The sequence below is a fragment of the Arthrobacter sp. Y3221114 genome, from assembly GCF_059092625.1.
Window position 1 is genome coordinate 1 of sequence record NZ_JBNHHW010000008.1, and the last position, 13,277, is coordinate 13,277.

14 protein-coding genes and 2 pseudogenes are annotated in these 13,277 nt (G+C 61.7%); 12 read left to right on the forward strand and 4 right to left on the reverse strand.

The window, feature by feature from the left end; translation table 11 throughout:
- Positions 1 to 13 precede the first annotated feature (13 nt).
- Positions 14 to 145 carry a flavin reductase family protein gene (locus tag AC5RV3_RS15540; RefSeq protein WP_494121519.1) on the forward strand — a complete coding sequence of 44 codons (132 nt, stop codon included), beginning with the start codon at positions 14 to 16 and terminating at the stop codon, positions 143 to 145.
- Between the two features lie 136 nt (positions 146 to 281).
- Positions 282 to 1,484: an acetyl-CoA C-acyltransferase gene (locus AC5RV3_RS15545; protein WP_494122893.1), complete on the forward strand. Its 1,203-nt coding sequence runs from the start codon at positions 282 to 284 to the stop codon at positions 1,482 to 1,484.
- A 669-nt stretch (positions 1,485 to 2,153) separates the two neighbouring features.
- On the opposite strand, the gene AC5RV3_RS15550 is transcribed toward AC5RV3_RS15545, so the two are convergent.
- Positions 2,154 to 2,381, reverse strand: a complete 228-nt coding sequence (locus tag AC5RV3_RS15550) for an FAD-binding protein (protein ID WP_494123018.1) — start codon at positions 2,379 to 2,381, stop codon at positions 2,154 to 2,156.
- Between AC5RV3_RS15550 and AC5RV3_RS15555 the strand changes: the two genes are divergently transcribed.
- From AC5RV3_RS15555 to AC5RV3_RS15570, 4 genes are all read left to right on the forward strand, one after another.
- Entirely contained in the window at positions 2,280 to 2,558 is a 279-nt protein-coding gene (locus AC5RV3_RS15555; protein ID WP_494123024.1) for a hypothetical protein, read from the forward strand. The two genes, AC5RV3_RS15550 and AC5RV3_RS15555, sit on opposite strands and share 102 nt — an antisense overlap.
- A gap of 237 nt (positions 2,559 to 2,795) precedes the next feature.
- Positions 2,796 to 3,113 carry an Abi family protein gene (locus tag AC5RV3_RS15560; protein WP_494123019.1) on the forward strand — a complete coding sequence of 106 codons (318 nt, stop codon included), beginning with the start codon at positions 2,796 to 2,798 and terminating at the stop codon, positions 3,111 to 3,113.
- A gap of 344 nt (positions 3,114 to 3,457) precedes the next feature.
- Entirely contained in the window at positions 3,458 to 3,958 is a 501-nt protein-coding gene (locus AC5RV3_RS15565; protein ID WP_494122894.1) for a hypothetical protein, read from the forward strand.
- A gap of 143 nt (positions 3,959 to 4,101) precedes the next feature.
- Positions 4,102 to 4,386, forward strand: a complete 285-nt coding sequence (locus AC5RV3_RS15570) for a hypothetical protein (protein WP_494123025.1) — start codon at positions 4,102 to 4,104, stop codon at positions 4,384 to 4,386.
- Here the strand turns inward: AC5RV3_RS15570 and AC5RV3_RS15575 are convergent.
- Positions 4,324 to 4,599, reverse strand: a pseudogene (locus tag AC5RV3_RS15575) (hypothetical protein); the annotation flags it as partial. The gene AC5RV3_RS15570 and the pseudogene AC5RV3_RS15575 overlap by 63 nt on opposite strands.
- Before the next feature lie 831 nt (positions 4,600 to 5,430).
- Between AC5RV3_RS15575 and AC5RV3_RS15580 the strand changes: the two are divergent.
- Together AC5RV3_RS15580 and AC5RV3_RS15585 are read left to right on the forward strand one after the other, a co-directional pair.
- Entirely contained in the window at positions 5,431 to 5,628 is a 198-nt protein-coding gene (locus tag AC5RV3_RS15580) for a hypothetical protein (RefSeq protein WP_494122895.1), read from the forward strand.
- A gap of 681 nt (positions 5,629 to 6,309) precedes the next feature.
- Positions 6,310 to 6,774: a hypothetical protein gene (locus AC5RV3_RS15585; RefSeq protein WP_494122896.1), complete on the forward strand. Its 465-nt coding sequence runs from the start codon at positions 6,310 to 6,312 to the stop codon at positions 6,772 to 6,774.
- A 330-nt stretch (positions 6,775 to 7,104) separates the two neighbouring features.
- Here AC5RV3_RS15585 and AC5RV3_RS15590 read toward each other — a convergent pair.
- Positions 7,105 to 7,599, reverse strand: a pseudogene (locus AC5RV3_RS15590) (riboflavin kinase).
- Between the two features lie 16 nt (positions 7,600 to 7,615).
- Positions 7,616 to 8,137 (reverse strand): NUDIX domain-containing protein, encoded by a 522-nt coding sequence (locus AC5RV3_RS15595; RefSeq protein WP_494122897.1) that lies wholly within the window; start codon positions 8,135 to 8,137, stop codon positions 7,616 to 7,618.
- Positions 8,138 to 8,797: 660 nt separating this feature from the next.
- Between AC5RV3_RS15595 and AC5RV3_RS15600 the strand changes: the two genes are divergently transcribed.
- Genes AC5RV3_RS15600 through AC5RV3_RS15615 form a run of 4 tightly spaced genes read left to right on the forward strand, consistent with a single transcriptional unit; the run spans position 8,798 to position 13,086 of the window.
- A complete protein-coding gene (locus tag AC5RV3_RS15600) occupies positions 8,798 to 9,457 on the forward strand; it encodes a GntR family transcriptional regulator (protein WP_494122898.1) in 660 nt (219 codons plus the stop codon).
- On the forward strand, positions 9,457 to 10,977 hold the full coding sequence (locus tag AC5RV3_RS15605) for an MmgE/PrpD family protein (RefSeq protein WP_494122899.1): 1,521 nt from the start codon (positions 9,457 to 9,459) through the stop codon (positions 10,975 to 10,977). The genes AC5RV3_RS15600 and AC5RV3_RS15605 overlap by 1 nt, the downstream gene beginning before the upstream one ends.
- Positions 10,978 to 11,901, forward strand: coding sequence for a methylisocitrate lyase (prpB, locus tag AC5RV3_RS15610; RefSeq protein ID WP_494122900.1), 924 nt, complete (start codon positions 10,978 to 10,980; stop codon positions 11,899 to 11,901).
- Between the two features lie 42 nt (positions 11,902 to 11,943).
- Positions 11,944 to 13,086 (forward strand): bifunctional 2-methylcitrate synthase/citrate synthase, encoded by a 1,143-nt coding sequence (locus AC5RV3_RS15615; protein WP_494123020.1) that lies wholly within the window; start codon positions 11,944 to 11,946, stop codon positions 13,084 to 13,086.
- Positions 13,087 to 13,277 lie beyond the last annotated feature (191 nt).

Here is a 13,277-nt window from a genome sequence, read left to right on the forward strand (position 1 = left end):
CGAATGCGACCTGGTGGACGAATACGACGGCGGGGACCACACCATCGTCGTGGCCCGGGTACGCGCGCTCGAATCGGACCCCGCCCAGGATCCCCTCTTGTTCTTCAGGGGACAGTACAAATACGTTCACAATCACAACGACTAAAAGCCGCCCAGACAATGCTTGAGAGTCCGATACGAAATGGCGCCGAACCATGCGGTGCGTGGCCCCGCGCCTATCGAATCCATGGCCCTGAACTGGCGGAGCGGCTTGCCGTCGCCGATTCCAAATAGAGGATGACATGAGGGAAGCAGTAATTGTTTCGACTGCCCGCACGCCGATCGGCCGGGCGTATCGAGGATCATTCAACGACACACAAGGCCAGCATCTGGCGGCCTCGGTACTGTCGGCCGCACTTGAACGCTCAGGGCTGGAGGGTGCCGAGGTCGAAGATGTCATCCTGGGATGTGCGATGCAGGAAGGATCGACAGGACTCAACGTCGCGCGGCAGTCCGTTCTCAGGGCCGGCCTACCTGTGAGCGTGCCTGGGATGACAATCGACAGGCAATGCGCTTCTGGCCTGATGGCGATCGCAACAGCCGCGAAGCAGATCACTGCAGACGGTATGCAGGTCGTCGTGGGTGGCGGCGTTGAATCCATCTCGCTGGTTCAGAACGAAAACCAAAACAGGCACCGTGCAATCGATCCCTGGCTCGCCGAACAACGTCCTGAGATATATTTGCCCATGCTGCATACAGCCGAGATCGTTGCGGCACGATATGGGATCAGCAGGGAGGCCCAGGATGAGTTCGCGCTCACTTCCCAGCGCCGAACTGCTGCTGCCCAGAGCGCGGGACGCTTCGACGAGGAAATCATAGCCTTCAAGGGAACCCGGAAGAAGGTAGACAAGCTCACGGGCGTGAGCCGCGATGAAGATTTCACGTTGACCGGCGACGAAGGCAACCGGCCAGCGACCACACTCGCCGACCTCGCCGGGTTGAAAACAGTCCTGGATGACGGAGTCGTCACCGAACACGCTTCTGTAACGGCAGGCAACGCTTCACAACTATCAGACGGTGCCAGCGCCTCGGTGCTGATGGAAAAACAGGAAGCTGCCAGGCGTGGACTTACACCTCTTGGCGTTTATCGAGGTATGGCAGTCGCGGGCTGCGACCCGGACGAAATGGGTATCGGCCCTGTAGCGGCGATACCCAAGTTACTGCAGCAACACGGGCTCACTACTGATGAGATCGATCTTTGGGAGCTAAACGAGGCATTCGCGTCTCAAGCACTATATTGTCGAGAACGCCTCGACATCGACCCGGAAAAGTTCAACGTGAACGGTGGTGCCATTGCCATCGGGCATCCATACGGCATGACGGGAGCACGTCTCGTTGGCCATGTACTCCTCGAAGGCCGCCGCAGGGGCGCGCGCTACGCCGTGGTATCGATGTGTATTGGTGGAGGAATGGGCGCTGCAGGATTGTTCGAGATAGTGACTTAGGCATCGGCTCGGCCGCCTATCCTGGGGGCATGATGAGGCAAATCAAGGATATGGAGTCAAGCCTCGACCGACCCCACTTTTTTCGGCTAATGGTCTCAGGAGCGTGAGCATGCCGCGTCCATGCTGATCCTCGTCATGAGCCGTATTGCAAGGCTGAACCCGCATCGGGGCAACCGGCTCATGTACTGCTCCGCTCGGTTGGCGCGCAACGTTGGAAACAGCAGCCCCACATATGGCCCTTGCAACGGCCTACCCTAATCTGCGGTGAGGCACCGGATGGTCACAAGGACCATCAATCATCGCCACGACTCGGTGCCTCACCGCCAAATCCTGCTCCTCCACGAGCAACAACCGGCGACGAAAATCGTGGCATAGAGACCTCCAACGGCCGTTTTGAACCGGTTGCGGTGCCCTCGCCGCTCGTTTCGATAGTCAAATCCGCGGGAAAACCTTCCACGGAAGCAACGGTTTGGCTCGGAGGGCTGCCCGCCCCCTTGGCGTACAACGGGAGGAGGCACTACAAGCGGAGCAATCTTTCGTGAGGTGTTCCGTCCGGGACCGGTGCCTCAGTGGCGTTTTCTCCTGCATAGCGGGAGAGTGCTTCGGACGGCCCCAGCCGCTGCGCCATCGACGGTGCGTCACTGCCGGCCAATTTCCGAGTCCATGTCTTTAGAGGAGCTCAAGGATGACTCTCTTCCACTCGCCGCACCGCACGCAAGTGTCTACCAGGACTTGGTCCGAAACCGACTGCTCCGACAGGGAGGTCCCGCCGGAGCGGAAAGTGAGCCCCATGCCATGGCCATCAAGGACCCGGAAAAGCTCCGCCATGTCCGTCACGGAACCGGGACGGACTACAGCCCGCGGTTGGAGAAGATAGTGGGAAGCGTCGTGCGCCATGGCACGACGTTCCAGTTCCGACTCCACTACAGAGCCTGCGCCTCCCCATGCCCTAAGGTCACGCAGCAACTCGTCGTCCTCAGCTCGCGGAGATCCCTAGCTAGGGAACACCTCAAGCTGACGTCAGCAGAGCTCCGAAAAGTGCGTCAGCTTAGGGCTGAGGATCATCTTTCATGACACTTGCCGCCCCAAGTCTTAAGTGTCCAGCGGACGCAACGTTGCGGCGCCAACCCCCTCCAATACCAGCAAGCCAAACTAACTCGGGTATAGTTGAATGCACTACGACCGGTTCCGCCTACTTCGGTAGGTCCAGGGCCGGTCTTCACTTTCTCGGCGAGGGAGGCGCAGTTGCCGGAAGCCTTGAAGGCGTTTAGGACCTATGAGGAGCAGGTCGATCTACTCGCCTCCCGAGGGATGGATGTTGGCGATCGGAACGCGGCGATCAAGCATCTCCAGGACGTCAACTACTACCGACTGAGCGGTTACTGGTACCCATTTCGGCGCCAGACCGAGCATCACCGTGAAGACGATTTCTACACGGTTTTTCGCCCCGCCACATCCAAGACAGTGTCGCCGATAAGTTCGGTCTGGCTTGCACCCCAGCTTGAGTCGTGGATGAAGTCGCTAAACGTCGTACGGAACATCTGCGCCCACCACGGACGACTCTTCAACAAGGTTCACGCGATCAAGCCAAAACTACCGAGTGTCGGCCAAATACCCAGCTCTCGATAAAGCGCGCAACGATATGAACCGGACTTACGGCCAGCTGAGTCTCATTCAGCACATGCTCAAGCATCGAGGAATCGGACGTCCGAAGCTGCTGCCGGCGGTGCTTCGCGGCTACCCAGATGTAAAGCTACTGCCTATATCGCACATCTGCGCCCCATCGGACTGGGCCGCTTCCGCTCTCTGGAGCTGAGATTCCGTAGCGCCACCCACGAATATATTGAAAGACCAAGGCGCTCACGTTGCAGGTCACTCGAACTCAAGTGAGGCTGCCTGCTGAGCCGGTGAACGGTCCGATACCGTGTCGCGTTAGCCGGTCCGGGTGGCACAGTCATTCGGTGCACGGATTAATGGATGTTGGGAAAATGCGGAAATTTGGGGCTGTTTGTTTGGGTATGTCGGTGACCTTGGTCTTGCTGGCTGGACCGGTCCTTCCCGCTTCGGCGGCAGTCAAAGGACCGGCCGCGGTCAGCAAGGTAACGGCGAAGACATATAAGAATCATTTCGATGAAATCGAAAACCCCATTACGGGCAAGCGAGTCAAGGTCAAGGGTTCCCTCACGTGCCTGAAGATCTCTTCGCATAAAAAATGGGCCGCGCTCTATGCGACCACGGTCTACAAGGGCTCGCAGGCCAAGAGCCGGAAATACGTCGGCACGATCATCCTGGACAAGGAGTACGACGAGGATCCCTGCTTTGCTTCCGGGAAGACCCGGGCAGACGCATCCAAGTTGAGGAAGCTGGGCTTGTACGGCCTTGAACCGAAGACGACCTACACCTTCGAAGTTCACTCCTCTGGCGGCGGCTCCCATAAAGACACGCTCAAGGTCGTAAAGGCCAAGACGGCTTAGGCGGCTGCCCGGTGCCCGCTTAGCTCTTGAGCACCGGATAATCCCCATCTACCGTGGCCATTGTTTCCATCCATGCCATGGCCCTCCCGTGCCTGGTCCAGGGTGTTCGATCCGCAGAAAATCGCCCAGGAGGAACCTCACTGGTGGTGGAACCCGCTCTCAACGTCACGGACGAAGAGAAGGCATACAAGCTCACGCAGCACTTCTCGGTCGGTTCGCGGGTCCCGGGATCCAAGCCGGACGCCTACTTCGATCCCAAAGCCGAAGACATTCTCTCCTCGTACTTCCTCGCGGCCGCGTTGGGCGGGCTGCCCATCACCCAGGTGTACCTGTGGGTGACGGAGCCGGCTTTCGTCCGCAACCGCCGATGCGGGACTCTCAGCAGTGGCACGGTTGGTTGCCTTCCTGCGCCGCCCTGCTGCCCCTGACTCGAGGCCGAGCTTCTTTAGCTCTTCGGGGCTCCATCCGTCCTTGGTGGCACGCACGTATGCGCGCTTATCGTCCCGTTCAGCTTCGGCCAGCTACTCTTTCGGGTCCGTGATCCGCTGCCGGGTCAAGACCAGGGCGGTGACGGATTCAATGCGGGAGTCAAGGAGTGCCCGGGCTTGGTTGCGTGTCTGTTCTATGTCGAGGGTTGCCATGCACTCAGCCTAGCCCGGCGGCAACGCCGAAAAACCGAAACGAACATCAGCCCGAATCTGAAGATCAAAAAGGCACTCCGACGGAGTCAAACCGGCGGAGCAAGCTCCCACCTGACCGCCTGCGCACAACCACCACGTCACCACCCCTGCGCACCCTCACCCTGGGTAAACGGCGGCTGTGTACAGGCTCCGGAGCGCACGGGCCGGGTCGGAGCCACTCCCCTGGTTCAAGCCTCAACGTGCCAGGCTCACCGACCGCTGCGGACAGAGTGTTTCAGCAGTAGCCAGCGAAGCCCTTACTCCGCTCTGGATCGACTGATTCAACACCCATTGCCCTGGTGCGGTAACGGGGGGGAACGTCCGGCGTGACCGTTCAGGGCGTGGTTAAACAGAAAAGTGCCGGCTTGTTGGCCAGCCCTTTTCCGCTCCTCGGACCAAGGAAAACTGTGATCCAGCCCAGCTGAATGATGCGACGAACCTGGACAGCTTACGGGGCAACCTATGTGCCCGTGGAGCCACCGCGCAGGCCTCGTTGTCTGCCATGGTGGCTGCGCCATTGTGTTGGTTCCTTGGTGTGCCGCGTCGAACGGCGGTCCGCTGCTGATGAGCTGCTTCCGCAGGTTCGCACCGCGGCGGCAGACCACCCGATCTTGGGAAGGTTCCCGGCCATCACGTGGGGAGTGGCCGGGTGTCTTCCCGGGCGGTTGGGTTCCGCCCGGCGAGGTCTCTCATGCGACTTCGTGGTCCTGCGCGCGTGCGGCGCTGTCGAGGATGATCTGCTCGACCGGGCCTGCGGTGTTTCCCCAGGAAATGAGCCGGGTCGGGTAGTCCATGTGGCTAGCACTCGAGGACCGCCATGAGTCCTTGCCGATGGTCTTCTCCTACCCGGCGCAGACCAGCGCGATCAGGGACGTCTCGGGCCGGACCGTGGACTTTGCCACGTGCTCCCGCAACGGGTTCCATCCCCACCTGTCCGAGCCCTCCCCCGCCTTGGCTCCTGCCATCTCAGCGGCCGCCGCTCCCTCGTAGCCGCTGGCCGTTTCGGACCGTGCGTGACGGCGTGGACGATAAAGTGCTGCCACCCCTTCGGCGGCTGCTTCTTCGCCAGCCGGGACCTCACAAAGTCCCGGCGAACCACAGTTGCCGACGGCATTTTTATCATTTGGCGCAGCGCCCCCGGTGCTCATGTTCTCCGCATCATCGCGTTCGTCCAGCACCCCAACTATTCGTGTCGCTAAATCAGGTTCTTCTGCTGGGAGAGGCCGACGCTGAGCTTACGAAGACCTGTGCAACCAGCGGCATCGACCGGTTCGCTTACACGTCGAAGTGGGATCGCCTGCGCTACGGAGAGCCCAATTCCTGGATACGTCTTCATGGATGGCCGGGAAGGATACGGAAACTTTTAGGGGTCCACGGGTCGCTCGTGGTACTCGTCGAAGCCCTCGAAGCCGGCGGACGCAACACTGAGCCTGAGAGCGCTGGACAAGCTCGACGGCTGGTCACCATGCACGCACCTGGCATCTACTCGGAGAGTCAGGCAAGATCAAGTAATCTGTTTTGGGCTGTCTCTGGACCGATTGTGTACGGCTTACAAGAAGAAGCCTGAAGGTCGCTCCGAACGTTCACTGTGCGGCTCGGCGCCCATTCGAATGGAAGCTCACGGGCTCGAGTCTATTAGCGGCCTCCCTCCCCGCTGCGAAAGGATCATGTATGAGCACGCAACCCATATTCTCCGCCCTGCACCGCGTGGGAGGCATTGCAAACGTTGCGGGAGCGACATTTCTAGTGGGAGGCGCGGCGGCCTGGTGCCTAGTTACGAAGCAACTGCGAGAGGAGAGAATCGCAGTGCCGGCAAATGCACCTGCCTTCCCCGGCAAGAGCGTGCAGGACCCGGTGACGGCATACGTGCAGGCTCTGGTTATAAAGGGCAACGCTGAGCGTGCCGCGGGTGGACGCACATTCGCCGATATCAGTGACGCTTTGCGAAGCGTTGCGAAGGATAGCGAGGAGGAGCGCGAGCTCCGGAGGCAGAGCGCATCGCTTGCGACAGCCGCGTCGCTCCGCACCTCACTAATGACGTCGGTGCTCGCATACGGTGTAAGTGCGTTCGTGGCAGGCGTCGGAGCGGTATTCGCGATCTTTGGAACACAACTTCGCCGCATGGACAAGAAGTAGCGCTGAACCGGGCCTCTCCCGCTCTTCGATCGCTAACGGGCGAATTTGGTCAAGGCGACAAGTCGAGGTACTTCAAAATCAACCGGTCGGCAAGTAATTCCGGATATTTCAGCCGCGTAAATCAACCTTCGCAAGTTCAACTGTGAATACCGTACCCAGAGAAGGTCTCCGGCATGAGAGGTTTGATCAACGGTCGCCTCTTGCATGTAGCCGGAGAGCTCTCTGATCAAGATCCGGTCACCTGGACGCAGGGCGGTCTACTCGAAAACTGGGCCGTTCTCGGCGAAGGCAAGGGTCTTGTGCTCATACTTCTCCTCATCCACGGGGAAATCACAATGCCGAGATCCGCCGGTTGTCGAGTTGCTGAAAGGGCGGCGACCCGGCGGCCCAGGATCGTACGCGCGCCACGTCGTCGCGGATCTGGGTTACAAGCTCCTCGGTTCCGCGGAATCTGCATTGAGGACGTATGTAAACGTGCAGGGTCACCAGAACGGTGCGGCGGTACAAGTTCCCGCTGTAATCCAGAAGGTGTGCTTCCAGCAGCCGGGTCCCTTTGCGGTAATACGTCGGGCGGCGCCCCACCGAGACTGCGGCAGCATAAGGCTTGCCCAGCCCTTAAGGCCAAAGGTGGACGGTGCCCGCCCAGACACCATCCCGGGGCTCCCCGTCCGGCACGAAAATGTTGGCCGTAGGGTAACCCAGCTCGCGCCCGCGGGCGTCGCCATGCTCGACTACGCCTTCTAGCAGGACGGTGCCGCTGACTTGAGCCCCGGCGCTGGCGCCCTGCTGTTCACGACTGGCGTCGCCTTTGACCATGGCTTTCATTGACTCGCTCACCGGTCTAGCTGCTGTAACGGTTGTGGTGCCGGCCAAAGGTTGGAGTGCCGGGAAGGTAGGGGGCAATGGCCGGTGGCGTAGAGCACGTTGTCCAGCCAGATGACGGGATTAGTGAATCGCTTCGCCTTGTGCGGGGCGGTCCACCGATAGGAGTTGTGTTCCCAGTTGGTTTCAGTCTCCGGCGGGATGTCAGGGCAGTGAAAGTGTGAACGAGCCAGGAAGTTCCCGAGCCGTCGAGGATCACCAGGTCCGGTCCTTGCCGGAGAGCTAAAAGGTCTTTGGCCTGCAGCCCCGTTTCTTCAAACAGCTCTTCAAAAGTCTGCTGTTCGAGCGTTGCCCCGGCTTCCACATATCCGGTAATGCAGTGCCAACGGCCGCTATCGTGGCCAGATCTGCGGCTTCTTCTAAACAAGGCAATCCTCCCCCGCCACTCGACGACGGCAGCGATGATGATGCGCTCGGAAGGGATGTTATATGCCGCGTCAGAGGTAACCCTGATGCCAGGGGATGCATTGATCGTGCTCATTTTCCTATCCTTGCAACCTGCTCCAACGTTCCGGGCGGTGCCGCTGTGGGCCACTCGGCCGCTCCCGAGTCAGGCCGACCGAGAATCATTGTTCCTTACAGTTTCATCCGTTGAAGGATGGTGGCGGGATGTCCACCGCCGCGCGCGACCGACGCGGGCCCTGAAACGGGCGAAAGACCCGCAGCCTAGCATGTTAATGACGAATTCGGGGCCCCTCCTGCATGTCTCAATCCACATTTGCCTCATTCTTCGGACTCGGGCGGCTGCCTACGCGAGGTCCCAGGGATCACTCATGCTCTTGCCGATCCGATAGCCCGTTTTTTGTTGAGCGTCAGCCCGTTTTATGTTGAGCGTCGCCGCTAGCTCTCAGAGAAGAGTGTCACTGGCGTTGCAACACAATATTGCCCTGGCCCTACTCCGCTTTATTCACACCTTCATACATTTCGCACTACCCCTTCTCGTAAGTCAGATCCTGCTGTCGTTTGGACACTGAAAGCGTTGCCTGGCGACCGCTTCTCACAATTGCGTCGTGGAATCGGCTGCTGAGGCCCACTGCTGCGCTCGACGTGTCTTCGGGGAATATCCCTGTCATGTATACACTGCTTCGTATTTTTCGAAACATGTGGCCTTCGATGGCTCAGTGTGTATACACTGGGCCACGTGCGTGCCAGCGAGCGGGCTTATGCGGCCCTATATGAGGACATCGTCGAGTGGCGTTTGCCTCCGGGGACGGTTCTGGGCGAGGTTGAGCAGGCATCCAGGTTGGGTGTTTCCCGGACCCCACTGCGGGAGGCCTTGGGTCGGCTCACTGCCGAAGGCTTGGTCGAACCTCACGGTGGCCGCGGCGTTGTGGTTACTAACGTCTCCCTGGACCAGGCCGAAGAACTGTTCGAGGTGCGTAGCGCCTTGGAATGTCGGGCTGCATCGCTTGCAGCGCGTCGCGGCAAGTCAGAGGAATTTCGCCTCCTCCAGCAAGAATTCGCCTCAGCGGCCTCCCTGCTGAGTGGAGACGATCCGGAGCGGCACAGTTACTACGAACTGGTGGCCCGCCTTGATATGTGCATCGATGAAGCGACCGCCAATAGCTATCTGAGTCAGGCCCTAAAGACTCTCCGTGTGCACCTGGTGCGGATTCGACGACTCGCCCGGGATAACCCGGATCGTTTGCTGGCTGCAGCCGCCGAGCACGCCAACATCGCCGGCGCCATCGCCGCGGGCGACAGCCAGTTGGCATCAGCCGCGACGCTGATCCACCTGCATCACAGCCTCGAACATCTCAAATCCGCCCACCAGTCATCATCAGCCGAGAGGACAGTTTAATGACCGTCGAGAACCATGTGCGTGTCTACCGCAGTGAAGAGAACCTGCCGCGCGAAGACCAGCTTGCCTACAAGATCGCCCGGGTGGCCACCGACCCGGTGGAGGTTTCCGCCGACGTGGCCGAAATGGTGATCAACCGGATTATCGACAACGCTTCGGTGGCCATCGCGTCGCTGAACCGCGGCCCGATTGTTGCCGCACGCGCACAGGCGCTATGCCACCCGGTCTCCGGCGGCGGTCAAGGCGCCGGGATCTTCGGCATCATGCAGAAGACCTCCCCGGAGTGGGCGGCCTGGGCCAACGGCGTGGCCGTGCGCGAACTGGATTACCACGACACGTTCCTGGCCGCTGAGTACTCGCACCCGGGTGACAACATCCCGCCGATCCTCGCGGTGGCCCAGCACGTGGGCGCGAACGGCCGCGATTTGATGCGCGGCATCGCCACCGGTTACGAGATCCAGGTAAACCTGGTCAAGGCCATCTGCCTGCACAAGCACAAGATCGACCACGTGGCCCACCTCGGTCCGTCCGCTGCCGCGGGCATCGGCACCCTGCTGGGCCTGGACGTGGAAACCATCTTCCAGGCCGTGGGCCAGGCGCTGCATACGACGACGGCGACCCGCCAATCGCGCAAGGGCGAAATCTCCACCTGGAAGGCCCATGCACCGGCCTTCGCCGGCAAGATGGCGGTGGAAGCAGTGGACCGGGCCATGCGCGGCCAGACCTCGCCGGTGCCGATCTACGAAGGCGAAGACGGAGTCATCGCGTGGCTGCTGGACGGGCCAGACGCCTCCTACACCGTCCCGCTGCCGGCCCCTGGCGAGGCGAAGCGCGCCATCCTGGACACCTACACCAAGGAACACTCCGCCGAATACCAAGCCCAGGCCTGGATCGACCTGGCCCGCAAGCTGCACCGCGAGCACCCGGAAGCCACCGACGCGGACAACGTGAAGTCCGTGCTGATCAAGACCAGCCACCACACGCACTACGTGATCGGTTCCGGTGCCAACGACCCGCAAAAGTACAGCCCCACGGCGTCGCGCGAAACCCTGGACCACTCGATCCCGTACATCTTTACCGTGGCGCTGCAGGACGGCGCCTGGCACCACGTTGACTCCTACGCCCCCGAGCGGGCCGCCCGGGCGGACACCGTGTCGCTCTGGAACAAGGTCAGCACCGAGGAAGACCCGGAATGGACCCGCCGCTACCACTCGCTGGACATCGCCGAAAAGGCGTTCGGCGGCTCTGTGGAGATCACGCTCACCGACGGCACGGTCATCACCGACGAAATCGCCGTGGCCGATGCCCACCCGCTGGGCGCCCGCCAATTCGGCCGGGAACAGTACGTCAACAAGCTGCGGACCCTGGCCAAGGGCATCGTCGACGATGCCGAAATCGACAGGTTCCTGGCCGCCGCCGAGCGCCTGCCCGAACTGGCCGCCGGAGAGCTCGACCAGCTGAACATCCAGGCCGCCGACGGGGTCATCGACCTCTCCGCGGGCCCGAAGGGGCTGTTCTAAATGCTCTACTCCACAACCACCCCGGAGCAGAAGCGCCGGACACTGCGCGAGGGGCTGGCCTCCGGGAAGCTGCAGCAGTTTCCCGGCGCGTTCAACCCGCTCTCGGCGCGGCTGATCCAGGAGAAGGGCTTCGACGGCGTCTACATTTCCGGCGCCGTGCTGGCCAATGACCTGGGGCTGCCGGACATCGGGCTGACCACGCTGACCGAAGTCGCCACCCGGGCCGGGCAGATCGCGCGGATGACCGATCTGCCCGCCCTGGTCGACGCGGACACCGGCTTCGGCGAGCCAATGAACGTGGCCCGCACGGTGCAGGAACTGGAAAACGCCGGCCTGGCCGGCTGCCACATCGAAGACCAGTTCAACCCCAAACGCTGCGGCCACCTCGACGGCAAGAACGTAGTGGACCTGGAGACCGCCAGCAAGCGGATCCGGGCCGCCGCCGACGCCCGCCGGGACGAGAACTTCCTGATCATGGCCCGGACCGACATCCGGGCCGTGGACGGCCTCGCCGCGGCGCAGGACCGCGCCCGCGCGCTGGTCGACGCCGGCGCGGACGCCATCTTCCCCGAAGCCATGCGCACCCTGAAGGAATTCGCCGCCATCCGCGACGCCGTGGACGTGCCGGTGCTTGCCAACATGACCGAATTCGGCAAGAGCGAGCTGTTCACCGCCGAGGCACTCTCCTCGGTAGGCGTGAACATGGTCATCTACCCGGTGACCCTGCTGCGCAGCGCGATGGGGGCCGCCGAGCGGACTTTGGACGCGATCAAGGCGGACGGAACCCAGCAGGCGGCCGTCCCCCAGATGCTAACGCGGGCACGGCTCTACGAGCTCGTCGATTACGAAGCCTACAACCAGTTCGACACCGGCATCTTCAACTTCCAGGTCCCGGATCTGGAAACCGACTACACCAACCTCTAAACCGTGCCCCGAACCATGGGCGCCAACAAGAAACGAGTGGATATGCAGACCGAAACCATCGACGTCAGGAAAGGGCTGGCCGGCGTCGTCGTCGACACCACGAAGATCTCCAAGGTCAACGCGGAAACCAACTCGCTGCTGTACCGCGGCTACCCGGTCCAGGACCTGGCCGCACAGTGCAGCTTCGAAGAGGTGGCCTACCTGCTGTGGAACTCCGAACTCCCCGACACAGTCGAGCTCCACGACTTTACGGCGGCCGAACGCGGCGGCCGCGCACTGGATCCGGCAGTGAAGTCGGTCATCGATTCACTGCCGCTGGACACCCACCCGATGGACGTCTGCCGGACGGCGGCCAGCGTGATCGGGGCCAGCCACCGGCTGGCCGAGAATTCCTCACCCGAGGTGAACATGGCCAAGGCGCTGGAGTTGTTTGCCGCGTTTCCTGCGGTGGTGGCCTACGACCAGCGCCGGCGCCGCGGGCAGGACCTGGTGGAACCGCGCGACGACCTGGGCTACGCGGCGAACTTCCTCTGGATGTCCTTCGGCGAGGAGGCAGCCCCCGAGGTCGTGGACGCGTTCAACGTCTCCATGATCCTGTACGCGGAGCACTCGTTCAACGCCTCCACCTTCACCGCAAGGGTCATCACCTCCACGCTGTCCGACCTGCACTCGGCCGTGACCGGTGCGATCGGCGCGCTGAAGGGCCCGCTGCACGGCGGAGCCAATGAGGCGGTCATGCACACCTTCGAACAAATCGGCATCCGGTCCGACGAGCCCCGTGAGGAAGCCGCCGACCGCGCCCGGACGTGGATGGAGCAGGCGCTGGCCGGGAAGCAGAAGGTGATGGGCTTCGGCCACCGGGTCTACAAGCACGGCGATTCCCGGGTACCGACTATGAAGGCCGCCTTGGACAGGATGATCGAACACTACGGCCGCCCCGAAATTCTCGGCCTCTACGACGGCTTGGAACAGGCCATGGCCGAGGCGAAGGACATCAAACCGAACCTGGACTACCCCGCCGGCCCCACCTACCACCTGATGGGGTTCGACACGGAAATGTTCACTCCCCTGTTCGTGGCCAGCCGCATCACCGGCTGGACCGCCCACATCATGGAGCAACTGGAATCAAACTCACTGATCCGCCCGCTCAGCGAATACAACGGAATGGACGAGCGCTCCTTCTAGGGAGCGAACAGCAGTGTGCGTCGCAACAACTCATACTGCTGCCCACTAGCTGCGGTGGGGCATCGGACGATCACCCGGATCGTCAATCCTAACGCCACGATTACGATGCTCCACCGCCCATTAGCCACCCTCTATCACTACGAAAAGAGCAAGAGCAGAGACAGTGGGTGCCACCCAAACACACCCGAAAC

Excerpts from the sequence above, each read along its gene's own strand:
- AC5RV3_RS15545 (WP_494122893.1), top strand. The coding sequence starts at position 282 with ATGAGGGAAGCAGTAATTGTTTCGACTGCCCGCACGCCGATCGGCCGG.
- AC5RV3_RS15555 (WP_494123024.1), top strand. The coding sequence starts at position 2,280 with ATGGCCATCAAGGACCCGGAAAAGCTCCGCCATGTCCGTCACGGAACC.
- AC5RV3_RS15550 (WP_494123018.1), bottom strand. The coding sequence starts at position 2,381 with ATGGCGCACGACGCTTCCCACTATCTTCTCCAACCGCGGGCTGTAGTC.
- AC5RV3_RS15560 (WP_494123019.1), top strand. The coding sequence starts at position 2,796 with ATGGATGTTGGCGATCGGAACGCGGCGATCAAGCATCTCCAGGACGTC.
- AC5RV3_RS15565 (WP_494122894.1), top strand. The coding sequence starts at position 3,458 with ATGGATGTTGGGAAAATGCGGAAATTTGGGGCTGTTTGTTTGGGTATG.
- AC5RV3_RS15580 (WP_494122895.1), top strand. The coding sequence starts at position 5,431 with ATGTGGCTAGCACTCGAGGACCGCCATGAGTCCTTGCCGATGGTCTTC.
- AC5RV3_RS15585 (WP_494122896.1), top strand. The coding sequence starts at position 6,310 with ATGAGCACGCAACCCATATTCTCCGCCCTGCACCGCGTGGGAGGCATT.
- AC5RV3_RS15595 (WP_494122897.1), bottom strand. The coding sequence starts at position 8,137 with ATGAGCACGATCAATGCATCCCCTGGCATCAGGGTTACCTCTGACGCG.
- AC5RV3_RS15605 (WP_494122899.1), top strand. The coding sequence starts at position 9,457 with ATGACCGTCGAGAACCATGTGCGTGTCTACCGCAGTGAAGAGAACCTG.
- prpB (WP_494122900.1), top strand. The coding sequence starts at position 10,978 with ATGCTCTACTCCACAACCACCCCGGAGCAGAAGCGCCGGACACTGCGC.
- AC5RV3_RS15615 (WP_494123020.1), top strand. The coding sequence starts at position 11,944 with ATGCAGACCGAAACCATCGACGTCAGGAAAGGGCTGGCCGGCGTCGTC.